19 protein-coding genes and 1 pseudogene are annotated in these 25460 nt (G+C 54.6%); 7 read left to right on the top strand and 13 right to left on the bottom strand.

Going from position 1 to position 25460, the window contains the following annotated elements:
* The first annotated feature begins 1 nt into the window (after nucleotide 1).
* Both DBV39_RS13940 and DBV39_RS13935 read left to right on the top strand, forming a co-directional pair.
* Nucleotides 2-1141 (top strand): deoxyguanosinetriphosphate triphosphohydrolase, encoded by a 1140-nt coding sequence (locus DBV39_RS13940; protein ID WP_407669204.1) that lies wholly within the window; start codon nucleotides 2-4, stop codon nucleotides 1139-1141.
* A gap of 2 nt (nucleotides 1142-1143) precedes the next feature.
* Entirely contained in the window at nucleotides 1144-1704 is a 561-nt protein-coding gene (locus tag DBV39_RS13935; protein WP_108622048.1) for a hypothetical protein, read from the top strand.
* 76 nt (nucleotides 1705-1780) lie between these two features.
* Here DBV39_RS13935 and uvrA read toward each other — a convergent pair whose 3' ends face one another.
* Nucleotides 1781-4606 (bottom strand): excinuclease ABC subunit UvrA, encoded by a 2826-nt coding sequence (gene uvrA, locus DBV39_RS13930; RefSeq protein ID WP_108622047.1) that lies wholly within the window; start codon nucleotides 4604-4606, stop codon nucleotides 1781-1783.
* 77 nt (nucleotides 4607-4683) lie between these two features.
* On the opposite strand from uvrA, the gene DBV39_RS13925 reads away from it, so the two are divergent.
* Nucleotides 4684-5904 carry an MFS transporter gene (locus tag DBV39_RS13925; protein ID WP_108622046.1) on the top strand — a complete coding sequence of 407 codons (1221 nt, stop codon included), beginning with the start codon at nucleotides 4684-4686 and terminating at the stop codon, nucleotides 5902-5904.
* Between the two features lie 52 nt (nucleotides 5905-5956).
* Here the strand turns inward: DBV39_RS13925 and DBV39_RS13920 are convergent, their stop codons facing one another.
* The 3 genes from DBV39_RS13920 to DBV39_RS13910 form a co-directional block, all read right to left on the bottom strand.
* A complete protein-coding gene (locus DBV39_RS13920) occupies nucleotides 5957-7213 on the bottom strand; it encodes a D-amino acid dehydrogenase (RefSeq protein WP_108622045.1) in 1257 nt (418 codons plus the stop codon).
* Nucleotides 7214-7510: 297 nt separating this feature from the next.
* On the bottom strand, nucleotides 7511-8404 hold the full coding sequence (locus tag DBV39_RS13915; RefSeq protein WP_108622044.1) for a LysR family transcriptional regulator: 894 nt from the start codon (nucleotides 8402-8404) through the stop codon (nucleotides 7511-7513).
* Nucleotides 8405-8410: 6 nt separating this feature from the next.
* Nucleotides 8411-9946, bottom strand: coding sequence for a M81 family metallopeptidase (locus DBV39_RS13910; protein WP_108622043.1), 1536 nt, complete (start codon nucleotides 9944-9946; stop codon nucleotides 8411-8413).
* A gap of 328 nt (nucleotides 9947-10274) precedes the next feature.
* Here DBV39_RS13910 and ssb point away from each other — a divergent pair, with 328 nt between their 5' ends.
* Nucleotides 10275-10802 (top strand): single-stranded DNA-binding protein, encoded by a 528-nt coding sequence (gene ssb / locus DBV39_RS13905; protein ID WP_108622042.1) that lies wholly within the window; start codon nucleotides 10275-10277, stop codon nucleotides 10800-10802.
* A gap of 107 nt (nucleotides 10803-10909) precedes the next feature.
* Here ssb and DBV39_RS13900 read toward each other — a convergent pair whose 3' ends face one another.
* Complete coding sequence (locus tag DBV39_RS13900) at nucleotides 10910-13012, bottom strand: acetate--CoA ligase family protein (RefSeq protein WP_108622041.1); 2103 nt, start codon at nucleotides 13010-13012, stop codon at nucleotides 10910-10912.
* A 290-nt stretch (nucleotides 13013-13302) separates the two neighbouring features.
* On the opposite strand from DBV39_RS13900, the gene DBV39_RS13895 reads away from it, so the two are divergent.
* Nucleotides 13303-13674 carry an ArsR/SmtB family transcription factor gene (locus DBV39_RS13895; protein WP_108622040.1) on the top strand — a complete coding sequence of 124 codons (372 nt, stop codon included), beginning with the start codon at nucleotides 13303-13305 and terminating at the stop codon, nucleotides 13672-13674.
* A 19-nt stretch (nucleotides 13675-13693) separates the two neighbouring features.
* The gene (gene arsB, locus DBV39_RS13890; protein WP_108622039.1) at nucleotides 13694-14728 is read left to right on the top strand and encodes an ACR3 family arsenite efflux transporter; all 1035 of its coding nucleotides are present in this window, start codon (nucleotides 13694-13696) and stop codon (nucleotides 14726-14728) included.
* A gap of 150 nt (nucleotides 14729-14878) precedes the next feature.
* Here the strand turns inward: arsB and DBV39_RS13885 are convergent, their stop codons facing one another.
* The gene (locus DBV39_RS13885; protein ID WP_227870639.1) at nucleotides 14879-15502 is read right to left on the bottom strand and encodes an SAM-dependent methyltransferase; all 624 of its coding nucleotides are present in this window, start codon (nucleotides 15500-15502) and stop codon (nucleotides 14879-14881) included.
* A gap of 38 nt (nucleotides 15503-15540) precedes the next feature.
* A complete protein-coding gene (locus tag DBV39_RS13880) occupies nucleotides 15541-16638 on the bottom strand; it encodes a branched-chain amino acid aminotransferase (RefSeq protein ID WP_108622038.1) in 1098 nt (365 codons plus the stop codon).
* Between the two features lie 156 nt (nucleotides 16639-16794).
* Between DBV39_RS13880 and DBV39_RS13875 the strand changes: the two genes are divergently transcribed.
* A complete protein-coding gene (locus DBV39_RS13875; protein WP_108623290.1) occupies nucleotides 16795-18387 on the top strand; it encodes a GMC family oxidoreductase in 1593 nt (530 codons plus the stop codon).
* Between the two features lie 171 nt (nucleotides 18388-18558).
* Here DBV39_RS13875 and DBV39_RS13870 read toward each other — a convergent pair whose 3' ends face one another.
* From DBV39_RS13870 to DBV39_RS13840, 6 genes and pseudogenes are all read right to left on the bottom strand, one after another.
* A complete protein-coding gene (locus DBV39_RS13870; RefSeq protein WP_159078961.1) occupies nucleotides 18559-19656 on the bottom strand; it encodes an Rpn family recombination-promoting nuclease/putative transposase in 1098 nt (365 codons plus the stop codon).
* 380 nt (nucleotides 19657-20036) lie between these two features.
* Nucleotides 20037-21349, bottom strand: a pseudogene (locus tag DBV39_RS13865) (Na(+)/H(+) antiporter subunit D).
* Nucleotides 21350-21737: 388 nt separating this feature from the next.
* Nucleotides 21738-22055 (bottom strand): hypothetical protein, encoded by a 318-nt coding sequence (locus tag DBV39_RS13855; protein ID WP_108622034.1) that lies wholly within the window; start codon nucleotides 22053-22055, stop codon nucleotides 21738-21740.
* Nucleotides 22056-22128: 73 nt separating this feature from the next.
* A complete protein-coding gene (locus DBV39_RS13850) occupies nucleotides 22129-23601 on the bottom strand; it encodes a monovalent cation/H+ antiporter subunit D family protein (protein WP_108622033.1) in 1473 nt (490 codons plus the stop codon).
* On the bottom strand, nucleotides 23598-25097 hold the full coding sequence (locus DBV39_RS13845; RefSeq protein ID WP_108622032.1) for a monovalent cation/H+ antiporter subunit D family protein: 1500 nt from the start codon (nucleotides 25095-25097) through the stop codon (nucleotides 23598-23600). Before DBV39_RS13845 ends, DBV39_RS13850 begins: the two co-directional genes overlap by 4 nt.
* The gene (locus DBV39_RS13840; protein WP_108622031.1) at nucleotides 25094-25456 is read right to left on the bottom strand and encodes a cation:proton antiporter subunit C; all 363 of its coding nucleotides are present in this window, start codon (nucleotides 25454-25456) and stop codon (nucleotides 25094-25096) included. Before DBV39_RS13840 ends, DBV39_RS13845 begins: the two co-directional genes overlap by 4 nt.
* Between the last annotated feature and the right edge of the window lie 4 nt (nucleotides 25457-25460).

Here is a 25460-nt window from a genome sequence, read left to right as displayed (position 1 = left end):
CTTGATATATACACGTGCCCCATATGCCAGTCATCCAGATCAGAGTCGTGGGCGTCGTCATAGCGAACCGCCGCCAGGGAACCGCTCCCAGTTTCAGCGCGACAGAGACCGGATCATTCATGCCAAGGCCTTCAGGCGCCTGGAATACAAGACTCAGGTCTTTATCAATCACGAGGGTGACTGGTTTCGTACCAGATTGACACATTCGCTCGAAGTGGCGCAGATCGCGCGTGTCATTGCCCGTAGTCTGCATCTGGATGAGGACCTCACAGAAGCGATTTCACTGGCGCATGATCTGGGTCATACGCCCTTTGGCCATGCGGGTCAGGAAGAGCTCAATGCTTGTATGCGAGATCTGGCACCAGAAGTTGGCGGCTTTGAACACAATCTTCAGAGCCTGCGAGTGGTCGATGAGCTCGAGGAACGGTACCCGGCATTCAATGGCTTGAACCTGTGCTTTGAAACCCGGGAAGGTATTCTGAAACACTGTTCGCTTAACAATGCCCGCAAGCTCGGTGATGTTGGCCAGCGTTTTATCGACCGCAAGCAGCCAGCCTTAGAAGCACAGCTCGCAAATCTGGCTGACGAGATTGCCTACAACAATCATGACATCGATGATGGTATCCGTTCGGGGCTGATTACACTCGAACAGTTGCTGGAAGTTCCGATATTTCACGAGCACTTTCTGGCGGTGCGCGGGAAGTGGCCCGCGTTGCCAGAGCATCGGGCTATCTCTGAAACCATCCGCCAGATGATCAACACCCTCATAACGGATGTCACTCGAACCACTCTGCGTAACCTTGAGACGAGCAAACCCGACAGTGCGGACGCCGTCCGGGAATGTCCCCCGCTCGTGGCCTTTTCTGCTGAAATCAGGGCGCAGGCCGATGAGCTGAAGCGATTCCTCCTGCAACACCTGTACCGGCATTACAAGGTCATGCGAATGACCTCCAAGGCGCGCAGAATCGTGCGTGAGCTATTTACAGGGTTTCTTGATGAGCCTATCCTGTTACCACCGCGGTTTCGTTGCGATGGCCATCATCAACAGGCGCGGGCCATTGCGGACTACATTGCCAGCATGACAGATCGCTATGCCATGCTGGAACACCGGCGTTTGTTCTTGATTGACGAGAGGTTCTGACAATGAAGTTCTCACTTCCCCTTAAAATTTTGATGGCGGGCTCTGCGCTTGTTATTGGAGCAGTTGTTCATGCACAGACAGCCACGACTGCTGTGGAATTGTTTGTCGTGGATTCATGCAAGCCTGCAGCCCAGGGAGGGCGTTGCGCGCTGGGGCTGGTTCAGGTACCCCCGGGCGTGACCCCGCCCGCCAACGTTCAGACTTCCTGCGCACCAGGCTGGATCGTCCATTTCACTGCCGAGCAGGGTACCGTGGAGCAGGGTGGCATTAACCGTGGTGCGAGCCTGGTATGTGGTTACCAGGATGCTGAAGCAGCACTCAGGGCTGCGATCCAGGCCTGCAATGAGCGGACTTTTGTCAGGTGTGATTCCGCCAGTCAGATTGCCGCTCACTGGGCCCGCTGGGACGGCGGTTCGTTGACCGGGCAGCCACCCACCAGCGTGGCCGTGACGGTTGACACGGTGCCTGGTGCGCTCTCTTGCAGCTCTTCCTTGCCGATAACGGAGTCCGCGCAGTGTCCTCCCGCGGCAGCTGTCCAGCTAAGAAGCGCTGGTTTGCGTTAATTCAACGACTGGTCCTATGCCCTGAAGGTCCCCGGCAAGCATTGGTTTGTCAGGCCTTCAGGACGCCTTGGATTCATCAGCCTGCTGTCGACTGTAGCATTGCCAGATAATGCCCCGTCAGGCTGGCTGAGCAGTTTGCAATATCTAGCGGCGTTCCCTGCACGACAACCTGTCCCCCACCATCTCCACCCTCAGGCCCCATGTCCACAATCCAGTCGGCGGTTTTGATGACATCCAGATTGTGTTCGATGATGACGATCGTGTTTCCAGCGTCGACCAGTTGATTCAGGACTTTGAGCAGCAGATCGATATCATGAAAGTGTAGCCCCGTCGTGGGTTCATCAAGAATGTACAGAGTACGCCCTGTCGCACGTTTGGAAAGCTCCTGGGAGAGCTTGACCCGCTGGGCTTCACCACCCGATAGTGTCGTGGCACTCTGGCCCAGCCGGATATAGGAAAGCCCAACGTCCATGAGTGTCTGAAGTCGACGTGCAATAGAAGGAACTGCTTCGAAGTAAGGTAGCGCTTGCTGAACCGTCAACTCCAGTACCTCGTGGATATTCTTGCCGCGGTATCGGATTTCGAGGGTTTCCCGGTTGTACCGCTTGCCGTGGCAGACATCGCAAGGAACGTACATGTCTGGCAGAAAGTGCATTTCAACCTTGACCACTCCGTCACCTTGACATGCTTCGCATCGACCACCCTTGACGTTAAAGCTGAATCGTCCTGGGTCGTAACCCCGCGCTTTGGCCTCTGGCACACCTGCAAAGAGTTCCCGGATGGGCGTGAACAGACCGGTGTAGGTGGCCGGATTGCTGCGAGGTGTCCGTCCAATGGCGCTTTGGTCCACATTGATGATTTTGTCAAAGTGCTCAATTCCCAGCAATTCTTCGTAGGGCGCTGATTGACTCTGGGCCCGGTTCAGGATTCTGGCCGCAGCAGTGGCCAGCGTGTCGTTCACCAGTGTTGATTTGCCGGAACCCGAGACACCACTTACACAAACCAGATGACCAACCGGTAGTCGAAGGTCGACAGACTTCAGATTGTTGCCCGTGCATCCTTTAATCTCCAGCCACTTTCCCTGCGGATCTACTTCGCGACGGTTTGACGAGGAGATCTCGCGTACTTTAGTGAGGTACTGGCCCGTTAATGAGTCCTTGCTTTCGCAAATCATGGCTGGTGTGCCTTGGGCAACGACCTCACCACCGTGCTCGCCCGCACCCGGCCCCATGTCGACAACCCAGTCGGCGTGCCGGATCATGTCCTCATCGTGCTCAACCACAATGACGCTATTACCCAGATCACGCAGATGTGTCAGCGTGGCAATCAGTCTGTCGTTGTCACGCTGGTGCAACCCGATGGACGGCTCATCCAGTACGTACATGACCCCGGTGAGACCGGAACCAATCTGGCTGGCCAGGCGGATTCGCTGCGCCTCACCTCCCGAAATTGTGTCTGCCCGACGATCCAGCGACAGGTAGGTCAGGCCAACGTTGTTCAGGAATGTCAGACGGGCCCGAATCTCGCGTACGATCCGTTCGGCTACTTCTTGCCTCGCACCAGTCAGTTCAAGTGATTCAAACCATGTCAGGCATGCTGCAAGCGTGAGCGCCTCGACCTCGTAAATAGCCTTGTCTGCAATCCTCACCGAGCGCGCCTGAGGCTGAAGGCGAGAGCCATGGCAGTCAGGGCAAGGTTTTGATGTTCTGAGTTTGTTGAGTTCTTCCCGAACCGCACTGGAGTCGGTCTCACGCCAGCGGCGCTCGAGATTGGGGATGACACCTTCGAAAGGATGCTTGCGAACAGTACTCTTTCCGGATGGACTCAGGTAGAAGAACGGGATCTCGGTATCGCCCGATCCGTAGAGTACTGTTGTGTGCACATTCTCCGGAAGATCCTGCCAGGGTGTCTCGAGATCAAATTCCAGATGAGATGCAAGACTCGCCAGCATGGCATAGGTGAAGGCGTTGCGTTTGTCCCATCCGTGGATTGCGCCAGCTGCCAGGCTTAGTTCTGGAAATGCAACGACCCGGTCCCGATCTATCGTTTCAACGTGCCCGAGGCCATCACAGGTCGGGCAGGCCCCGCTCGGATTGTTGAAGCTGAAGAGTCTCGGCTCAAGCTCTTGCAGCGTGTGGTCACAGACCGGGCATGCGTACCGGCTCGAGAATGCCTGTATACGATCGCTGTCGAGGTCCACCACAATGGCTTTGCCTTGTGCGAGTCTGGTCGCTGTTTCAAAGCTTTCAGCAAGCCGACTCTGGATGTCAGGACGGATTCTGAGCCGGTCGACCACCACCTCCAGATCAAACAAATCCTGTTCAGGTAGCTCTGGAATAGGATCCAGCGAGACCATTTCACGGTTGATCCTCACTCGCACGAACCCTTGCGCTTGCAGCCCTTCAAGGGTGGATCGCAACCCCGATGCCTGTTGTCTGGCAACCGGGGCCAGTATGGCGACGCGCGTTTCTGCCGGCCATTGCAGGAGTTCGTCCACCATCTGGCTGATGCTCTGGGCATTCAGCGGCTCATTATGTGTCGGGCAGAAGGGCGTACCGACTCTGGCAAACAACAGGCGCAGGTAGTCGTGAATTTCTGTGATGGTTCCAACGGTCGAGCGAGGGTTGTGACTGCCAGACTTCTGCTCAATCGCAATCGCAGGTGAGAGTCCTTCGATCAGGTCGACATCGGGTTTCTCCAGCCGCTGCAGGAACTGTCTTGCATAGGCGGAGAGACTTTCAACATAGCGGCGCTGTCCTTCGGCATAGAGCGTATCGAATGCCAGAGATGACTTTCCTGATCCGGACAAACCGGTCAGAACCACCAGCGCATTACGCGGCAAGTCAAGGGAGATGTTTTTAAGATTGTGGGTGCGAGCACCCCGAACGCGGATATGATCCATTCGGCTTGGACGCCTTCGGCCAGAAAATTTTAGGTAACTTGGTACTATAACGCGCTCACCACTTGCTTAGATATCCAATGCCAAAACCAGCGAAACTGTCCTTGAATCCCAGTGAACGACGCGCCAGCGTGTGTCTGGCGGGATTGTTTGCAGCGCGAATGCTGGGTTTGTTCCTTTTGTTGCCGGTTTTTGCGGTGGCAGCCCAGAGTCTCGAGGGAGGGCTCGATCCGGTTCAGGTCGGGCTCGCGTTGGGGATGTACGGCCTGACGCAAGCCGTCATGCAGATTCCATTCGGAATGGCATCTGACAGGGTGGGGCGCCGTCCAGTGATCTTGTTCGGCCTGGTGCTGTTCATTGTAGGTAGCGTGATCTGCGCGCTTTCCGAGAGTCTTTTCTGGGTCACGATCGGCCGCGCGGTTCAGGGGTCTGGCGCCATTTCGGCGGCGATCACAGCCTGGCTTGCCGACTCTACTCGCCCAGAAGTCCGCACCCGGGCCATGGCCATGGTGGGTGCTTCCATTGGTTTGTCGTTCGCCGTTTCACTCGTGCTCGCTCCGGTTTTGGTCGGGTGGGGTGGTCTGCAGGGGCTGTTCTGGGTCATTGCCGGTTTGGGGGGAGTGGCATTTGCCGTGGCCGCCTGGGTGGTGCCCGTTGTACCGAGGGATACCCATGCGCCGGCGCAAACAGGCACGGCCCTTGAAGTGCTTGGCCATGGAGGATTGATCCGACTCAACATTGGGGTGTTCAGTCTGCACTTGACCCAGGTCGCACTGTTTGTGGTTGTTCCACCGCTTCTCGTGCAGTTTGGTGGCATATCGGCTGATCACCTGTGGCACGCCTATCTGCCTGTTATTCTTGTGTCGTTCCTGCTCATGGTTCCCATTGTGTTCCTGACGGAAACACGCCGGATGCATGTGCTGACACTTAAGCTTTGCGTGATGTTGCTGATGATTGTGGGGGCGGGGCTCGCGCTGGCCACCTCGGGATGGTGGTCATTGTTGTTCTGGTTGACGGTGTTCTTTGTGGCATTCAACGTACTCGAAGCATTGCAGCCATCATTGGTTTCCCGAATTGCACCACCCCACATGAAGGGACTTGCACTTGGTGTGTACAGCACGACGCAGGCTCTGGGATTGTTTCTCGGGGGTGCGTTGGGAGGATGGCTCGCGCGCGCAGGTGGGCCGGAGTCTGTCTTTTGGGCTGTGACGATTCTCAGCACGGTCTGGCTCGTCGCAACATGGTCACTCAAGTCGCCACCCATGGTTCAGAAGGCGACAGTCGCGACCGAGCATCCCTGATCGCCGAGTGCGCGGACTAGCCGTTTGATGGTGTTTTTGACCTTTCGATCACTCAGCGGTGTGCGGATAGTTCAAATGGTCTGGCTTCGATGCTCGTTGGACGGCCAGAGATCTTGTCCGCCACCAGGACAGCAGTGGCGCAGGCCAGCGTGAAACCGAGTGCGCCATGCCCGATGTTAAGCCACAGGTTCGCAGTGTCAGGTGTACGATCCACGATTGGCTTTCCAGAAGGTGTGGCGGGCCTCAGACCTGCCCAAGGCACACCCTGGTCGACCTCAAGCTCCGGAAAGGTTTCTTTCACCTGCCGTGCCAGGCTGCGCATGCGATCGGGCCGGATATCCGTCGTTTCATCTCCGATGTCGACCATGGCAGCTGCACGAAGTGTGTTGCCAATACGGGCGTAAACAATCCGCCGCTGATAGTCCGTGATGCTGATTTGCGGCGTCTGACCGGATTCACCCAGAGGAATGCCCAGGCTGTAGCCTTTCAGGCCGTAAACAGGGACATCACATCCCAGTGGGCGAAGAAGTTCACGACAAGCCAGTCCGTTGGCAACTACAAATGCGTCAGCGTGGATGACGTCGTGGTCGGTTACTGCGGAGACAATTCGGCCTTGCTCCCTGACCAGTCTTTTGACTGTTGTTCCCATCCGGTAATCAAGATCAAAGTCTGATCGCAAATGGTCAAATAGCGCTTGCGTGAAACGATGACAGTCGCCTGCCTCGTCGTCTTCCGTGAATACGCCACCAGCGATCAGATGCCCGATCTGTTCGAGAGAGGGTTCAAGCGCCAGCACTTCGTTCCGGCTCAGTACGCTCTGTTTTGAGCCGTACCTGGCCTGATAATCGACGAGCTTGCGTGCCGATTCAAATGAGTTCCTGTCTCGATGGATGATCAGCTTGCCGTTCGTTTTGTGATCAAAGTCCAGGGCAAGCGTTTGCTGCCAGGAGTGCAGTGTGGTCTGGCTCAATGCGGACAGGGTCAGCATTTCCGATGTGGACCGGGCCGAAGTGCTCTGGTTGCATGCCCGCAGGAATGAGAGTAACCAACGCCACTGGTGCAGGTCGAGCTTTGGACGAAATCGTAAAGGAGAGTCGGAGTTCAGCAACCAGCCAGGCATGTTGGAGATCACACCCGGTCCGGCCAGAGGAGCGACGTAGCTATAACTCAACTGCCCACCGTTTGCCTTACTCGTCAATTCGCCAGGACCATGCAAGCGATCGATCAAGGTGATCTGATGGCCTTCACTGGCAAGGGCGTATGCACTCGTCACACCGACGACGCCAGCTCCGATGACACAGATTCTCATAGGGATCCGATTGGGTGAGTAATCGGTTCATTCTGTCGGGGATGACGCAGTGAGGTCAAATTCCAGTTTCGGCATTACCTATAACTTTTTGATATGGAACAGGGGTTTCATCTCAATTCAAGCCATTGCCTGTCTTGAATAGCTACAACAGAGCTGGATATTGGCTCTGGTGATGACCTGCTGCAAGTTTATGCGGTCAACGAATTTAAGCCCGGTACGGTTTCATCGATCGGTTGAACACTTGGCAAAGTGTTTACTGAGATCGTCAAGTAGGTCCTGAAAGGGTTATGTGTTGCTTTATTTATGTGTTTCAGCAGAACCGAGTGTGCGGCAGGTGACGCGTATTGCGTCCAGGACGAGATCGTGCTGTACCGAGAGAGGGTCCGCTGCCGGGACGAGTGCGTTGACTGGAACTCGCAATGTTGGATTCAGTCGACTGATGTAGAGACCCGGTTTGTCCATTGAGCGTGCCGTGATGTGGTCAATGATGGTGTTACCACAACCCGCTTCGACCATTGCAAACGCGACGTAGTGGGTTTGGACGCGAGAACTCACTGGCAGAGTCATTGCGCCAGTTGATAATGCCTGTTCGAGAATCTGACTCGAAGGGTCGCTAGCATCTAGCGCAATGAAAGGTTCGTCAGGAAGTGCATTCAGGGAAACCGGATTGGGAATTTCTGTGCGCGACACAAATACCAGTTCGGTCTGTCCGACCGGAATCTGTCTGATGCCAGGGCGGGTGTTGGCGTCTAGCGTGACTGCAATATCAAGCTCTCGAGTCTGAAGCTTGGAAACCAGTTCATCGCTGTGGTGCGTATATAAGTCAAACGTCACCCTGGGCTGGCTTTCGTTGACTTTGCGAATCACCCTGGGAAGCAACCCCAGCCCCAGGGCCGGGGTTGCCCCGATCCGGAACTGCCGTTGCTGGTCATGATTCAGGTTGTGGGCAAGTTTGCGCAGGACTGAGAGATCAGCGATCAGGTTCCTGCACCTGGGCTCGAGAATTCTCGCCTCAGGCGTCGGGTGCAAACGTCCTTTTACCCGATCGAACAGTCGATAACCCAGCTGGGCTTCGACCGAAGCCAGTAGCTTGCTTGCGGCGGGCTGGGAAATGTGGACGTGATGGGCTGCCTCGGTGATCGAGCCCGTTCGGAGTATCGCTTCTACAAGTTCGATGTGTTTCAGACGCATGATTCTTCAGTTGATTTCCCAAGACGGCTCTACCCAGTGGGCTGTCTCGTCCAGGGGCCAGACTGGTCGTGGCAAGCGCTTGAAAGGAACCTGGGCCAGGTTGGGCGTGGTCAGACCTTTGCTGTCCACATCATGAATTTGATCCGCTTTGAAGAATTCGTCAAATCCGGCGCGATAGTGTCCACGGCTTTTGACTACGAGGATGCGAATCCTTGAAATGTCGAGTTCGTGCATCTCCAGCATTGCAGGATCGGCCAACTGTCTTCTGAGGCTGCCCACAACCACCCGTACGCATGAGTCAGTAAGCTCGAGCACCGCACTGGGTCCGAGCGAGAACTCCCGGCCCTTGTAGATACCGCGTCTTCCGGTCCCATTTCCATCACTTAATCGAATCACTGAGGCTTGCGCTTCATAGCGATGAGCGAACTCATTAGGTGTCTGGTTAAAGACAGCACGAAACTGCGCGCCGACACCTGCCAGGTGAGCGTTTGCGACCACAGCAGGATCGATGAAGACCCCAAGCGTCACGCCAGGTACCCTTGCTTCGTGAAATGCCTTTAACAGCCATATGGTGTTGCCTCCACCACCGCCCCCGGGATTGTCGGCAACATCCGCGAGAAGCAAAGGGCTGTCAGCAGTGCTGGCCATTTCCACCGCGCTGGCTACACTGATCGTGTCGGGTACGTAGCGAGCTCGATCAGCCCAAATTGATCGGGCAATTTCCAACGCTGTATAACGGGCTTTTGGCAGATCGCCTCTTGCTGTGACGATGACAGTCATGCCGCATTTGGGAAGATCCGAAAAAACGAACCCTGCACAGACCGATACCGCCGCAATTGGCCCTTCTCCTCTTGCCTGGATCATTGCTGCCCCTTTGTGGACCGCATCTGCGTAGGGCCCGTGTGCGGTCAGCAAGGTGACCGAGGGGGGTGTAATTGGCAGCCGGATGTAGGCGCTGACTAGCTTCTGGCCTGAGAGTGCTTCGTGCATGAGGTCTGCGGCTTCTGCTGCTCGTTCACGCTGATCGACGTGCGGGTTTGTACGGTAACTGATCAGCGCATCGAGAGCCTTGATGGTTTCTTCCGATACGTTGCAGTGAAGGTCGTGGGTAGCGATGATAGTGGTGTGGGGGCCAACAATCGATCGGATCATGCGGACCAGCTGTGTCTCGGTGTCGTCGAGTCCGATGGCGGAAGATGCACCATGATTGGCGATATAGACACCATCAAACTCTCCGGCGTTGCGAAGCCCTGATTCAACCTTTTCCATGAAAGTGTCCCAGACGGCTCTTTGTGCCGGACCTCCCGGAGGTGTCGCTGCTACTATGATCGGGACTGGAATCCACGGGCCGGTTTCATCCATGCGTTTGTAAAAACCGGGGATTTCGACAGGCAGGTGACTGGTTTGACGGGCCAGCGTAGAGATGACCTCCCCCTCCTCCCAGCATTGCGCCGTAAAGTCTGCCATTGTGGAGACAGGAGAAAACGCGTTGGCTTCAAGATGAAAACCCAGAATGGCGATTCGGGGTATCGAACAAATCATTTCGGTGAACTCCGGTTGGTTCAGACCAGATGTTGCCCGACCGTACCCATGTAACTTCCCAGGAAATGCCAGCCGATGTCCAATCTGGCCCGCTCAGTGGAATGCTGTCATGAATTTCGTATCGTACTCTCATAGGATAGATCTGGGCGAACTGACCGGTGCATGTTGGACTCATCTGCACTTGGGCAACGAAAACATCCCGGTTGCGCTTAAACTGACAGGTTTTCCGGGGTGGTAATCCTTTTTCATGCGCGGTTGAGGTGGCAGGACCGTTCTGGCCGACAGGTTTTGCCCGGATCAGGTGAAATATTTTATAAAGGGGATCTGTATGGCATCGGTTAACAAAGTGATTCTGGTGGGCAATCTTGGGCGCGATCCGGAAGTGCGTCATAGTGCTGATGGTGCAGCGATCTGCAATCTGTCGATCGCGACAACTTACGTCACAAAAGATCGCAACACCGGAGATCGCCGGGAAGAAACCGAGTGGCATCGCGTTGTCATGTTCAATCGCCTGGCCGAGATTGCAGGCGAGTATCTGCGTAAAGGTCGTCCGGTTTATATCGAAGGTCGTTTGCGCACCCGCAAGTGGCAGAACCGCGAAGGACAGGATCAGTACACCACCGAGATTGTTGCCGAGCAGATGCAGATGTTGGGGAGTCGTGAAGGCGGCGGACCTGGCGCAGGTCAAGGACGAAACGACACTGCGAGTGGTGACTATGGTACCTCTCAGGGTCAGCGTTCCGAGTTTGAACAAGGTACACCAACACCGCCTCGCCCATCCGCACCCCGACCTGCCGCACCGGCTTCAAGTGCGGCAATGAATCCGGGTGACCTGGACGATGACATCCCGTTCTGACAACCTTAGCGTACAAAAACAGTCAGGGCCATGCCGGGAAAAGTGTCCGGCATGGCCCTGATCTCTTTCATTGCATTCACTGATCCAGCGAACGAGGGGGTTCGTGATCAGTCAGGATCTTTGAGTGTGATCACAGCGTCAGCCGCAAACGCACCCTGACCTTCTGGCATTGCGAATACCGGATTCAGGTCAATAGATTCAAGACGCGGGCCCGCCGCAACTGCAAATGCAGACAGGCGTGAGAGCATTCCGGCCAGTGCCTTGATGTCCGCAACCGGACGACCACGTGCGCCTAGCAGCAGGGGAGCACCTTTGATCGAACGAATCATGTTCTCGGCAACATCCTCGCCAAACGGGCAGCGATGCAGAACCACGTCTTCCAGGATCTCGACAAAGATGCCTCCGAGTCCGAACATGGCCATCGGCCCAAACACAGGGTCGCGATGAATACCCAGAATGCACTCAACACCACCAGAGAGCTGTTTGGCGACCAGTACCCCTTCGATCCGAGCATTCGGTACTGCCTTCCTGGCGCGTTCGATCAGCGTGTCGAAACCAGCCCTCACAGCTGCGGCACCCTCAATGTCGAGTAGCACACCACCGATCTCCGATTTATGAAGGATGTCTGGCGACACAATCTTCATGACGACCTTGCCACCCATTGACTGGGCAGCTGCAACTGCCTGATCAGCGTCTTTGCAGACGGATTCAGGTGCGCTTTCGATCCCGGCTTTGGCTAGCAGTTGTTTGGCCACGGCTTCGCTAGGATTGCTTTGTGGCAGTTCGACCGCGTTGATCACCGGAGCGGGAAGTGCCTCAGGCCGTTCAAAAGCAGCACCAAACCGTCCCATTGCGTCGATCGCAGTGACTGCGCGGCTGGGATCTTCAAAGATTGCAAAACCGTCGTCTTCGTACTGACGCATCTGTTCGCGCGAACCCATAGCCGCCAGCACAAACAGGCGGTCAGGATACTGTTCACGCACGCCTTTGATTTCCTGACGTAACCGTGCACCCGTGCTGGCTGCACTGGTCGTGTAGGTAAAGAAGCCCAGAATGGATTTGTAGCCACCGTCACGTACCAGAGACTCGGTGAACCGTCTAAGTAGTGACATGTCGTTCAGAACCTGTGCAGTCGTGTCAACGGGGTTGCGAGGCGCGGCGTAAGGCAGGACTTCAGTCAGTTCTTTCTGTGCTTTTTCGGGCATGGGAGGCATCGGCAAACCAAGCGCCTCGGCTGCATCAGAGATGATGACGCCAGCACCGCCACTCACCGTGATCACACCAAGCGAATTGTCGGCCGGGTAAATGCCACGGGTTGCCAGTCGGGCAATATCCAGCATCTGTTCGGTGGTTTCCACGCGGATGACGCCGAGCTCTTTCATCACCGCGTCAAATACACGATCATCGCCGGCAATCGAAGCGGTGTGGGACTGGGCTGCAGCCCCTCCCACCGCACTGCGACCGACCTTCATCATCACCACGGGCTTACGCTTGCGACGAGCACTTTCAAGTGCCTTGACCAGTACGTCCGCACGACGCACGCCCTCGGAGTACAGGGCAATGACTTGGGTCTTGGGGTCATCAACCACCATCTGGACGATGTCACCGACTGAAAGATCCGCTTCGTTGCCGGTCATGACCGCAGCGGACAGACCGATATTGTTCTGCACGGCAACCGCCATCAGGTGCGCGCCATAGGCGCCGGACTGGCTGACGATCGCAACGTTGCCAGGCTCGGGGAAGCCGAGTTCAAGTCCGGTTGCAAATGTGCCGTAGAAGTGCGTTTGTGGGTTGAGCATGCCCAGCGAGTTGGGACCCAGAAGACGCATACCGTGGGCTGTGGCCACCTCAGCCATCTTGTTCTGGATGGCCGCGCCTTCCTCATTCATTTCTGCAAAGCCGGCGCTGAACAGAATTGCACCACCTGTACCGCGCTTGGCCAGAGCCGTGATGGTTTCAAGTGCGGCTGATGCGGGGACCGCGACAATTGCAATATCCGGTGTGTCTGGCAGGGCGTCTACGCTTGGATAGCTTTTGATTCCCTGAACCGTGTCGCGCTTCGGATTGACAGGCAAAATCTTGCCTGCGTACCCTTGTTTGACCATGTATGAAATAGGCTTTCCACCGATGCGGGTGGGATCATCAGATGCGCCGATGACGGCAATAACTTTCGGGTTGAGTAAACGCGACAAATCGTTAACAACGGACATGGTACCCTCGACAGATTAGATTGGGTCAAGTGTATGGGTAGCGCGCACCTGACACAATTTGTTTTCTGGAAGGTATTGCTTCATAAAACTCAAACACGGTCTGATTTGGCCGCCTGGTCTAGGAATTGGATGCCAGTTTTAAGCCGGAGGACAGGTTAACCTTACGCCGGCCCACATAAGTTTTGATATTTCACCAATTATCAAAATATAATCCGTGTCTTAGCGCCACCTTGGTTCAGACTGGATAAGTGGTGCATGGGGTAGGAGTACTTAACCATGAGAGCGACCTGATGGATGTGGAGAAAGCAGCGAGTATGCTTGCAGCAATTGGTCATTCGGCAAGATTGCGTGTTTACCGTGTGCTGATCGAGGCGGGTCCATCTGGTCGGGCGGCAGGCGAGCTCGCGCATACCCTCGATATTGCGCCATCGTCGCTAAGCTTCCATCTCAAAGAGCTCGTTCATGCGGGGCTGATTCAGTCCAGACAGCACGGTCGGTTTGTCATCTATTCAGTGATCTTTGAGTCCATGAGTGAACTGATGTTGTTCCTGGCAAAAGATTGTTGCGAAGGCAATCCATGTCTTCCAGTCAATTTCTCACCAGCCGAAGCAGTTAACAGTATCGATTGTGAAGGTTGTGGTGAACCACAGCCGACGAAGTAGCAGATCAAAGTGAGTCAGCATGGGTTTTTTTGAACGATATCTGAGCGTCTGGGTCGCACTGTGCATTGTTGCCGGTGTTGCACTGGGCAAGTCCTTTCCTGGTGTTGCGCAGGCTGTGGGTTCGATGGAAGTCGCGCACGTGAACCTTCCTGTCGGTATTCTGATCTGGGTCATGATCATCCCGATGCTCATGAAGATCAACTTCAGCACCATTCGCGAAGTGGGTGGCCAGAAGGCGGGAATCGGCATCACCCTGTTCGTGAACTGGGCAGTCAAGCCATTCACGATGGCAGCCCTTGGCTGGCTATTCATCGGATACGTTTTCAGGCCCTGGTTGCCTGCCGACCAGATAGATAGCTATATAGCAGGACTCATCCTCCTTGGTGCTGCACCATGTACTGCGATGGTATTTGTCTGGAGTAATCTCTGCCGTGGAAATGCCAACTTCACCATTAGCCAGGTCGCATTGAACGACTTGGTGATGGTCTTTGCGTTTGCGCCAATCGTGGCGCTCTTGCTTGGTGTGTCCTCCATTCCGGTGCCCTGGGATACCTTGTTCCTGTCGGTCGTCATTTACATCGTGATACCGCTACTGATCGCGCAGACCGTCAGAAAGATGCTGCTTCGAAAAGGGCAGGAAAGTTTTGAGAGGGTATTGGCGCGGCTTGGACCATTTACCATGGCTGCTTTACTTGCAACGCTGGTGTTGTTGTTCGCGTTTCAGGGCGAAGCGATTGTTCGCCAGCCATTGATCATTCTCATGCTTGCAGTGCCGATTTTGCTACAAGGGCTTTTGATCGCAGGGCTTGGGTACTGGCTCAATCTGAAGTGCCGAGTCCGGCATGATGTGGCTGGGCCATCTACGATGATTGGCGCATCGAACTTTTTTGAACTGGCAGTTGCAGTCGCAATCGTTCTGTATGGTTTTGACAGCGGAGCCGCGCTCGCAACTGTCGTAGGCGTGCTGATCGAGGTGCCCGTGATGTTGTGGCTGGTCAAGATGGTTAATCAGTCCAGAGGCTGGTATCAGCAACAAATCAAAGTGTCATCCTAACTCGATCGCAAGGGCATGACGGACGACCAGACGAGCCAGCGCGGGCCTGGTGATGCGCTGCTGTCTTCTGGCGCGCCAATGAAAACGGGCCGGATCATCCGGCCCTATCCATCACTACTGTCGAACAATTCAGTTAATCGGTACGATTAATCAGCGTTTTCTCGCAATCAGATCAACTAGCGCCGATATGCCACGGTGTCCGGCCCCTTCATTCAGATCTGAATCGTATTCTTCGAGCAGCAGGATGTCCATGTCGTCGAACGAGGATTTCATGAGATCAAGCGTGTATAAGTGCTCTGGAATGTCCGGGCCGCCGGTCTTGTATTCAAGCTGCTTCAGGCCATAGCCTTCGATCATCAGGACACCACCTGGCTTGACTGCTCGCTTCATCCCCTCGAACAGCTCGGCACGTAGTTTCGGGTTGGCGAACTGGAAGAAGATACCAATGACTGCATCAAATGGCTCGGCGGCCCAGTCCCATTTGGACATGTCGGCGGTTTCAACTCGTAACTGAACGCCACGCTCTTGCGCCAGACGTCTGGCTTTCTCTGAGGCGGCGGGAGCTGCGTCAACCGACCAGACATCAAAGCCCTGTTCAGCGAGCCAGACCCCGTTTCGCCCTTCACCGTCCGCAACCGCCAGGACTCTCATGCCTGGCTGAATGTAGGTTCCAGCGTGTCTGACCATGAACTGATTGGGCTGGGTACCAAACACATAGTCGTCAGTTGCAGAGAATCGATCGTTCCAGCGAGATACGGCAGGGTTCATCGTCATCAAAAGGGTCCGTATATTTATTTTAGAAAAGCCTTATGTTAGTGGACTTTGACCATCCATTGGTGTGGATCAGGCAGACGGCCGTATTGAATGTCCGTCAGTTCTTTGCGAATAGACATGGTGAGCTCGCCCGCTGGTGCGTCCTCGCGACCAGCTGAGACTCCGTCTCCTTTAATCATGGCGATTGGCGTTATGACCGCAGCGGTACCACACGCAAACGCTTCAACAATCTCGCCAGTGGCAAGACCATTGACCGTTTCTTCGAGTGTGATCTTGCGTTCTTCGACCGCACGACCACGATCTTTCGCGAGTGTGATGATGCTGTCGCGTGTTACGCCTTCGAGAATGCTTCCCGTCAGTGATGGCGTGAGGAGCGAGCCGTCTTTGCGTACCAGGAACAGGTTCATCCCGCCGAGCTCCTCCAGGTACTTCCCTTCCTGCGCATCCAGAAACAGAACCTGCGAGCAACCGTTGCGAGAGGCCTCTTGCTGCGGCAATAGCGAAGCAGAGTAGTTGCCGCCACATTTGGCTGCACCAGTGCCCCCTCGACCCGCGCGAGTGTGTGCCTGGGAAACCCAGATGTTGACCGGTGCGACGCCCTTGGGAAAGTATGCACCAGCAGGTGAAGCGATCACATAGTATGCAGCGTGTTGCGCTGCACGAACACCCAGGAACCGTTCATTGGCAATCATGAACGGGCGGATGTACAGACTGGTCTCGCCTGAACCCGGCACCCACATGTGGTCAACCTTGATCAATTCCCTGATGGACTGAAGAAAGTCCTCTTCTGGCAGTTCAGGCAGTGCCAGACGGGCCGCCGATCGCTGCATGCGACGAGCGTTGTCCTGGGGCCGGAACAACCAGATCGAACCATCCTGATGGCGGTAGGCTTTCAGCCCCTCAAAAATCTCCTGCGCATAGTGAAGTACCGAAGACGCTGGATCGACCAGTAGCGGACCATACGGCTGCACTCGCGCACCATGCCATCCCTTGGTGAGCGACCAGTCAATGACGACCATGTGATCAGTGAAGTGCAGACCAAACCCGGGATTGTCGAGGATCTTTTGGCGGTCCTGCTCGCTCTGGCGTTGGGTTGATTCGGTGATTTCAAAAGCTAGCGCAGCGGAAGAGTTCATGTTCAGGTAAAAAATGGGTCAGGGGTTATGGCAAAAAAGCTTGATCCTGTATTGTTTCAACATTCAGACAGAATTACTACAGAATACGCTTTTATACAGAATTTGCGGGCATCAGAGGAGCATTCGGCCATGGAAACCAGAACGAGTTCGGACAGCATGGGGGAATTTGACTACGTGGTGGTTGGCGCAGGGACGGCCGGTTGCCTCCTGGCCAATCGCCTGAGCGCAAACCCAAACCATCGAGTATTACTGCTTGAGGCAGGCGGACCCGACAACTACCACTGGATCCACATTCCAGTCGGCTACCTTTATTGTATCGGCAATCCAAGGACCGACTGGTGCTTCAAGACCGAGCCGGATTCCGGACTCAACGGACGTTCACTCGGATATCCGCGCGGCAAGGTTCTGGGAGGAAGCTCGTCGATCAATGGCATGATCTATATGCGAGGACAGAGGCAGGACTACGATGGATGGCGTGATCTGGGCAATCCAGGTTGGGGCTGGGATGACGTTCTACCTGTTTTCAAGTCCATGGAGGACTATCACAAGGGGACAGACGAATGGCATGGAGCAGGAGGGCCATGGCGAGTGGACAAGCAGCGGCTGTCCTGGGAGATTCTGGATGCGTTCCAGGCCGCAGCACAGGAAGCTGGAATCGAGCCAGTGGAAGACTTCAATCGAGGTGACAACGAGGGCAGTGGTTACTTCGAAGTCAACCAGCGCAAGGGATGGCGATGGAATACATCCAAAGCGTTCTTGCGTCCGGCTATGAAGCGAAGCAACTTGAAGGTCGTGACGCATGCACGGGTGACCCGGTTGCTATTTAGCGGAAACAAAGTCAGTGGTATCGAGCTCATTGCGGACCAGAAGCGAATGCGAGCGCAGAGTCGGCGCGAGGTGGTGCTTTGCGCGGGTGCGATTGGTAGCGCGCAGATACTTCAGACGTCAGGAATTGGTCGCAGCGAATTGCTGGGCAAGTATCAGATTCCCGTGGTGCATGAACTTCCCGGTGTTGGTGAGAATCTTCAGGATCATCTCCAGTTACGTACTATTTATCGGGTCGAAGATGTCAAGACGTTGAATGCACAAGCCAACAGCTTGCTTGGCAAGATTTGCATGGGGATTCAGTACGCATTGACTCGCAGCGGGCCATTAAGCATGGCTCCATCCCAGCTTGGGGTTTTTGCGCGATCTGGTCCATCACAATCTCGCGCAAATGTCGAGTATCACGTTCAGCCGCTGTCACTGGAAAAATTCGGAGAGAATCTGCACGACTTTCCGGCATTCACTGCATCCGTTTGCAACTTGCGCCCAACCAGCAGGGGGCGAGTGCAGATTGTCTCGCCCGATACTGCTCAACCACCGTCGATCTTGTGCAACTACTTGTCTACCGAAGAGGATCGTCAGGTTGCTGTCGAAAGCATTCGCCTCACCCGAAAGATCGTGGGCCAGCGTTCGTTAGTGCCGTTTCAACCTCAGGAACTCAAGCCGGGCGCACATCTCAAATCAGATGAGGAACTGGTCCAGGCTGCAGGAGACATCGGGACTACTATCTTTCATCCCGTAGGGACTTGCAAGATGGGGCAAGACGAGATGGCCGTTGTAGATTCTGACCTGCGTGTGCACGGTGTGCGAGGATTGCGGGTGGCGGACGCCTCGATCATGCCTACCATTACGTCCGGGAATACGAATTCACCAACGCTGGTAATTGCGCAGAAGGCAGCAGACAGCATTCTGAGCAGATCTTGATCTTGACATCCTTGGTGCCGGGAAAGCATCAAGGATGTTTATGCCAAATGCCAAGCAGGCCCCGCGAGACGAGGCCTGGTCTGGCCAAGGGGTTGAGCGAGCTCCCTCAATAGTTTCTTGCAGTTTCCCGTGCTTGCCATCATCCGGTGGGGATTATGTTCAGGCAAGTGTTCAATGATCGCCCGCAAAGATCTCTTCAATCGTCTTCGCATCGAGCAGGTTTCGTGCCCATCGAGACAGTTCTTCGGGGCTTGCGTTCTCGAGGCGCAGCAGAATGTCCTCAGGGATAGGCCCAAAGCGATACGACATCGTGTCAGCCAGTTGCGCTGCCTGGCCTTGTCGGATCCCTTTCTCGATCCCTTTCTCGATCCCTTCCTGTCGCCATTGTTCTTCCCAGTTACGTGTGTTCATAAGCATGTTGATGACCTCGGAAATGCTGATTGTGGACGAAGCGTTCAGGTTCTCTTGTGACCCAGTCTTGCATTGATGCAAGGCTGGCAAACTGCGGGGCAACACGACAGAATGAAGCCAGTTTGCGAAGACGTCTTGCGTACTGCTGTTGCCTTGCGAACCGGATTCGTGGAGCTCGCTAGATTGCTGTTGTCCGAGTGACGGTTGAGTCAGGCTCACCAGACGGTGTATCAAGTCGATCACATCGTCGCGCCCTTTGTTGTGCTCAAGCCGGAACTGTAACCATGCCAGATTGTCCTGCAGATCGGCATCGGTGATTGCCCCGGGGGTTGCCGTGCTCTCCAGAACTTGTCGGGTCAGAGTCTGAGTGTCCAGTAAAATATATTTTAGCCTGGGCTGGAATGGTTCGAGCAAGTCGTTAACCGGCAAGATCAGGTCCCGTATCTGGTGCGGTGCCTTCCAGCGTCGGATTCCGCTGTAGAGCACGATCGGAATCATGGCCGGTAACAGACCGCCGGTGGCCTGGGTGTCTTGCCCGGCTTGCCTGCTGCGCAGGTCTTCGTACAGCAGGCCGCGGTAAGTCATCATGCGCAGCGCCATGTCCTGTCGAGGTTGTGACTGGTGTTCGACATGGATCTGGATGCACGCAGGCTGGTCGTCCAGGGTACGTGCCTGCCAGAGGATATCGACACGGCGCTGGCGCAGACGGGTGGTGACGAGATCGGTGCAATCGCCTGGGCGAAGGGTGTCAAGATCAAGCGTCACGCCAAGCTGGCGCAGCCATGGCAGGCGTAGCAAGTCACGCATCACGGCGTGGTTGCCAAAGAGCTGTCGATAGCTAGGGTCGTTCTGGGTCATGGGTATTTCTGGATCAGGAAAAAGGTCCACCAGAATAGAGTTGCCACGAGAAATGCAATAGCCGCAATGTCCACGCTCTGCCATGCGTGGAAATGCCTGATGCCGCATTTTGGGGATCAAGGAGATGGGGCGTGGTGACGAGGGGAGAGCTTGGTGTCTGGTCGATACGATCAAACAACTACCGCGTGATCTGATCTTGCTGCTGGTATCCATATAAGCCAGGTGGACCAGATTCAGCGTGTCAGCACAAAAAATTGCCGGATGCCGCCACGTATCAATCGGTAAGGTATGCCTTGAGCGGTGGCTATGCCCGGCATTGCCCCACTTGAATGCTCGTGATGAAAGCGTTCAAGAGAGGACAACTGGCTACGAGGAGCTAACTAGAAGAAAACTACAAACGCACCAAACAGCCCCAGGAAAAGTGCAATCCATATAGTCGTTGCACCGATGCTCCAGGTGTCACCCAGAACACCGCCACGACCAAAGTCTCCGCGCAAAGACCGGATGATGGCACCAATCATTCCCAGTGAAGCACCGATGAGGCTGCGCCAGGTCTGGCGAACATGGTCAGCCACTTTGTAAACCAGTCCAGGTCCAGCCTTGCGGTAAATCCAGTCAGTATCGACACTCAGCTTGCGCTCCCCACCCAGTTGTTTGATCATCAGGAAAAACCCAAGTCCTGTGAAGAGAAGCAACTGGATTTCCCAGAACAAGTGTCCTGCAGAGTAGGCGTTGTAGTTTACCGGTGCGGGCATGAAGCTATAGAGCCATGCTGGATACACACCGATAAAGATGCAGAAAAAGGCAGCAATACCCATGGCAAGCAACATGTTCCAAGGAGCTTCCTTTGGTTTGAGCCCAGAGTCTTTACCAAGAAATGTAAAGTAAGGCAGTTTGAGACCAGTGTGCAGGAACGTACCGGCAGAGGCCATTGACAGCAATAGCCAGACCCAGGCGCGGTGATCCACTGCCGCTGCTTCCACAACCATGGTTTTACTGACGAATCCACTAAACAGCGGGAACGCTGAAATGGAAAAGGCCCCGACCATATACAGAACAAATGTCAATGGCATGTATTTGTAAATGCCACCCAGTTCGGTAAGTTTTGATTTGCCTGTCATATGCAGAACGGCACCGGCACCCATGAACAACACGGACTTGTAGAGAATGTGAGTAAATGCGTGCGCCGTTGCTCCATTCAAGGCGATTGCAGTTCCCATCCCTACGCCTGCAACCATATATCCGACCTGGCTGATGATGTGATAAGCAAGCAGGCGACGGATGTCGTTTGCCAGAACCGCGTAAACCACCCCCAGAGAGCCATGATGACTCCCATCCAAATCAAGAAATCAGTGCCTGGGAACCCCCTGATCAATGTATAAACAGCGGTCTTGGTGGTCAGGGCACTCAAGAAAATTGCACCGGTTATTGTAGCTTCTGGGTAAGCGTCCGGTAGCCAGGCTCCAAAAGGAGGAACCGCCGCGTTAATCAGGAATCCGATCAGAATGAGATAGAACGCAAGATTCTGGGTCTGCATCTGTTCGAAGGCGATTGATCCTGTTTCGCCGTACATGATCACGATTCCAGCCAGCAAGAGCACCCCGCTGACCGCGTGTACAAGAATGTATCGGTAGCCTGATGTGTAGGCGGTTGGAGTCGCGCGACGCCAGATCAGCCAGACCGATGCCAGCATCATCATTTCCCAGAACACGTACAGTGTCATGAGATCGCCCGCCAGGGCCACGCCGATTGCAGCGGCCGCGTAGATCATGCTCGTGACGTGCTGAATGTTGTCCTTGACGTGAAGCGAATAGATCGTAGCGATCAGTGTGATCAGACTGAAGACATAGACGAAGGCGAGACTGAGTTTATCTGCTCGGCCAGTAACGATGTCCATACCGGCAACGTTGAATTGACCGTAGATGCCGTGCTCTATGGAAAAGGCAATATAGATGACGAGTAACGCCAGGGCGACTCTGAAAAACTTCTGGGCATTCCCGCGAATGAGAGGCGTCAGGAGTGCTCCAAAAATCATGACAAGAGACGGATGCAACCACATGCCTGAAGAAAGCGTCATCGTTTCAGTCATTACGATTCTCCCTGTCCGCTGGGTTGCCAATCAATTCGTTTGGGCGTGACTCATTATCGTAATAGTCTTCCTTGCGATATAAAAACTTGTATCCCAGAAACTTGGAAACAACAACGATCACGAAGCAGGAGAAAATTCCATAGATGGCTCCTGCTGCGGGTAAGGACTCCCAGAAGAAGCGATCATAACCAGCCGGAAAGATGAAATTGGTGATCACCAAGCCTGCCATGATGACCAGCATGACCCGACTGAGCGTCTTCGAGTTGTTGACCATCCACTCAAGCAGTTGTCCTAATTTGTTCACTTTCATAGTCCGGCTCCACGTTCGGCGGTCACGTCTGGTGAAAGAAAAGGAAATTTCTGCGAGATTGTTCCAGATGCGATCACATTACGCTCCCGAAAATTGTGCCGATAAAGCCGCGGATTGGGTCTGCTACAAAAAAGAGAACAAATGTCCCGATTGCGGTCAATGTAAGGGGGACCAGGCAGAACAGCGGCGCCTCTTCGATTCCAGGCTTACTCTGCGCGCCATCGGCCGGTTTGAGCAGGAATGCCCGAATGACTGGAGGGAGCAGGTAGGCAATGTTCAGTAGCGTACTGATCAAAAACACTGCGATCATGATGCTGTGTTGTGCATCGGCAGCGCCAAGCATCAGGTTCCATTTGCTCCAGAATCCGCCTAGCGGTGGTGCTCCGATGACTGACAGTGCACCTAGCAGGAAGGCCCCCATTGTGATTGGCATTTTTCTTGCCAGACCATCCATTTCGTGTATTTCAGTCTTGTGAGCTGCAACATAAATCGCACCAGCGCAGAAGAAGAGAGTGATTTTTCCGAAAGCATGCATCACGATATGCAATCCACCGCCGACAATAGACAACTCGCTGGCAAGCATTGCACCGAGAGTGATGTAGGACAATTGGCTGACTGTAGAGTATGCAAGACGGGCTTTCAGGTTTGTCTTTTGCAAAGCGACGATCGATGCAGCCAGCAGCGTGAATGCAGCGACCCACATGATCAGGTCGCTACTCCAGAGACTCTCCAGATAGTCCAGTCCGAACAGATAGATGCTGACTTTGAGAACGGTGAAAACACCCGCTTTGACCACAGCCACGGCATGCAGAAGGGCACTGACTGGTGTCGGAGCGACCATAGCAGATGGTAGCCAGCGATGAAATGGCATCAGAGCCGCTTTGCCGATTCCGAACATGTAAAGCAGTAGCAAGACAGCTCCGACCCCACGACTCACATTGTCCTGAAGGATGCCACCCGACTGGAAATCAAGCGTACCTGTCAGATGCCAGGTGACCAGCATGGCGGGCAGCATGAGTCCGATAGATGTGCCGATCAGGAGTCCAAGGTAGATTCTGGCGCCACGTTTCGCTTCTTCGTTACCTTTGTGGGCTACCAGCGGATAGGTCGACACCGATAGAACTTCGTAAAAAATAAAGAGCGTGAGCATATTCTCTGCAAATGCAATACCAAGTGCAGCAAATATCGCTATCGAGAAACATGCGAAGAATCGAGTCTGGTGCTTTTCTTGCGCACCTCTCATATAGCCGATCGCATAGACGGACGTCAGGATCCAGAGTCCAGACGCGACAAGTGCGAACACCATGCCGAGTGGTTCAATCGCAAATGCAATTGACAGCCCTGGCATCATTGTGACGAGGTTTACCGCTAGGACGCTGCCATCAAGGACCGAAGGAAGCAGGCTTAATACTGCGATGAAGCCCAACGTTGCACCGCCGACCATGAGAGAGTCGCGCAAGTTCCGATTATGACCGCTTAGTGCAGTGACAACCGCGCCAATTAGCGGAATGGCAATTGCTACCAAAAGGAGAAACTGATTTGTCACTTGCCCACCCCCATCAGATTGACGGCCTCTGAACGAGCGAGTGAGAGTACAAGCTCCGGATCAATACCAAACCAGAAATTGGCCAGAACCAATGCCCAAAGGACGATCAGAACGGGTGCGGGAGCCTCCCGGCGACCTGGTGGCAGTTCTTGCCTGGCTGGTTGGAAGTATGCAATCTCAATGACTTTCCATATGTAAATGACTGCCATAAGCGAACTGGTCAGAATGAGAAGAGTCAGGAGAATTCCGAGTGTGCCACTCTCAAGTACAGCCTGTATCAAATACCACTTGCTGATAAACCCGGCTGTGAGTGGGACGCCAATGAGGGAGAGTCCGGCAAGTGCAAATCCTAGCATTGTCAGTGGCATTTGCTTGCCGACGCCAGCGAGGTCCTCGATTTTTGATGAGCCAAATCTAAGTACCATGGCCGCAACCGCCGCAAAAAGTGCTGCTTTCATGATCGCGTGGTTAAAGGTGTGAATGATGGCAGCACTGATCCCAGCGCTTGTCCCGAGGCTGATGGCGAGAACGATGTAACCGAGTTGGGCGACTGAGGAGTAACCGAGGAGCCGCTTGAGGTTATCTGAGAAAATAGCAATCAGTGAGCCTGCGATGAAGCCAATTACGCTGAGCGTCATGATCAGCGCGTTCAGTAGCTCCAGATGGTTGCCCAGATTCGGGGTCAGTATCTGGAATTGAAAGCGCAACATGACGTAAAGCGCTACCTTGGTTGAGCACGCAGCAAAGAATACGGCCACAGCGGATGGAGCGAACTGGTATGCATTGGGCATCCATGCGTGCATGGGAAACAGGGCCGCCTTCATGGCCAGACCAAGAATCAGAAAACCTCCGGCGACGATCACAGGTAACGTGTCCGAGACGTCTTCAAGTCTGACGGCCATGTCCGCCATGTTCAGAGTGCCAGTCATCATGTAGAGATAGCCGACGCCAATCAGATAGAACGTGGCGCCCATCGTACCTGTGACCAGATACTTGAAGCTTGCTGTCAGGCCCTGGCGAGTAGGACCATTGGCGACCATGACATAGGATGCCAGCGACGAGATTTCCATGAATACAAAGACGTTAAAAGCATCGCCTGTGATCACGATGCCGATCAGGCCAGACATGGCAAGCAGCCAGCATGAGTAAAGCAGTGACTGATGCTCTGCTGGCACTTCGTTGTCCATGGCACTGGCCGAAACAATCAGGCCAGCGAGCGATGCACCGCTGATGATGAGTGCCATCATTGCGGAGAAGGGCCCTATGTACAAGCCAATTCCGAATGGGATGGGCCAGTTTCCAAGCAGGTACGTGAGGCTGCCTGTTTCAAGAACCTGGGTGACAAGACTGATCGAAATTGCAAAGGTCAGCGCGGTTGTAATGGTTGCAACCAGCCACGGTAATTTGCCACGACTCGGCAAAGTTGCCACCAGTGGGGCGAGAAAGAGCGGCAGGACAACAACAAGGACGGGGAGTTGATCGTACAGTGTCATCATGATTGATCATCCATACGACGGGTATCTGCCTCTTCGACTGATCCGTATTCCTCTCGAATCCGGATTGCGATCGCAAGTCCGAGCGAAGTCACCGCGATACCCACGACAATCGCCGTCAGGATCAGAACTTGTGGCAAGGGATTCGCGAATAACTGCCCTTCAGTCGGTACGCCCCGAAAAATAGGTCCAGTACCGCCTTCCACCTTGTCCATGCTGATAAACAACAAGAAGACCGCTGACTGAAAAATCCCCAAGCCAATCATGCGTTTCACATAATTGCCTTTGACGAACACAGCGTAAAGACCAACAACCAGAAGAAAAATGTAAATCCAGTAGTTATAGAGACCGAGCAGATTCATCCAG

This window comes from Orrella marina, assembly GCF_003058465.1.
Taxonomy (GTDB): Bacteria; Pseudomonadota; Gammaproteobacteria; order Burkholderiales; family Burkholderiaceae_B; genus Algicoccus; species Algicoccus marinus.
Note: the sequence above shows the minus strand (reverse complement) of the source record. Positions and strands in the feature narration are given on the sequence as shown.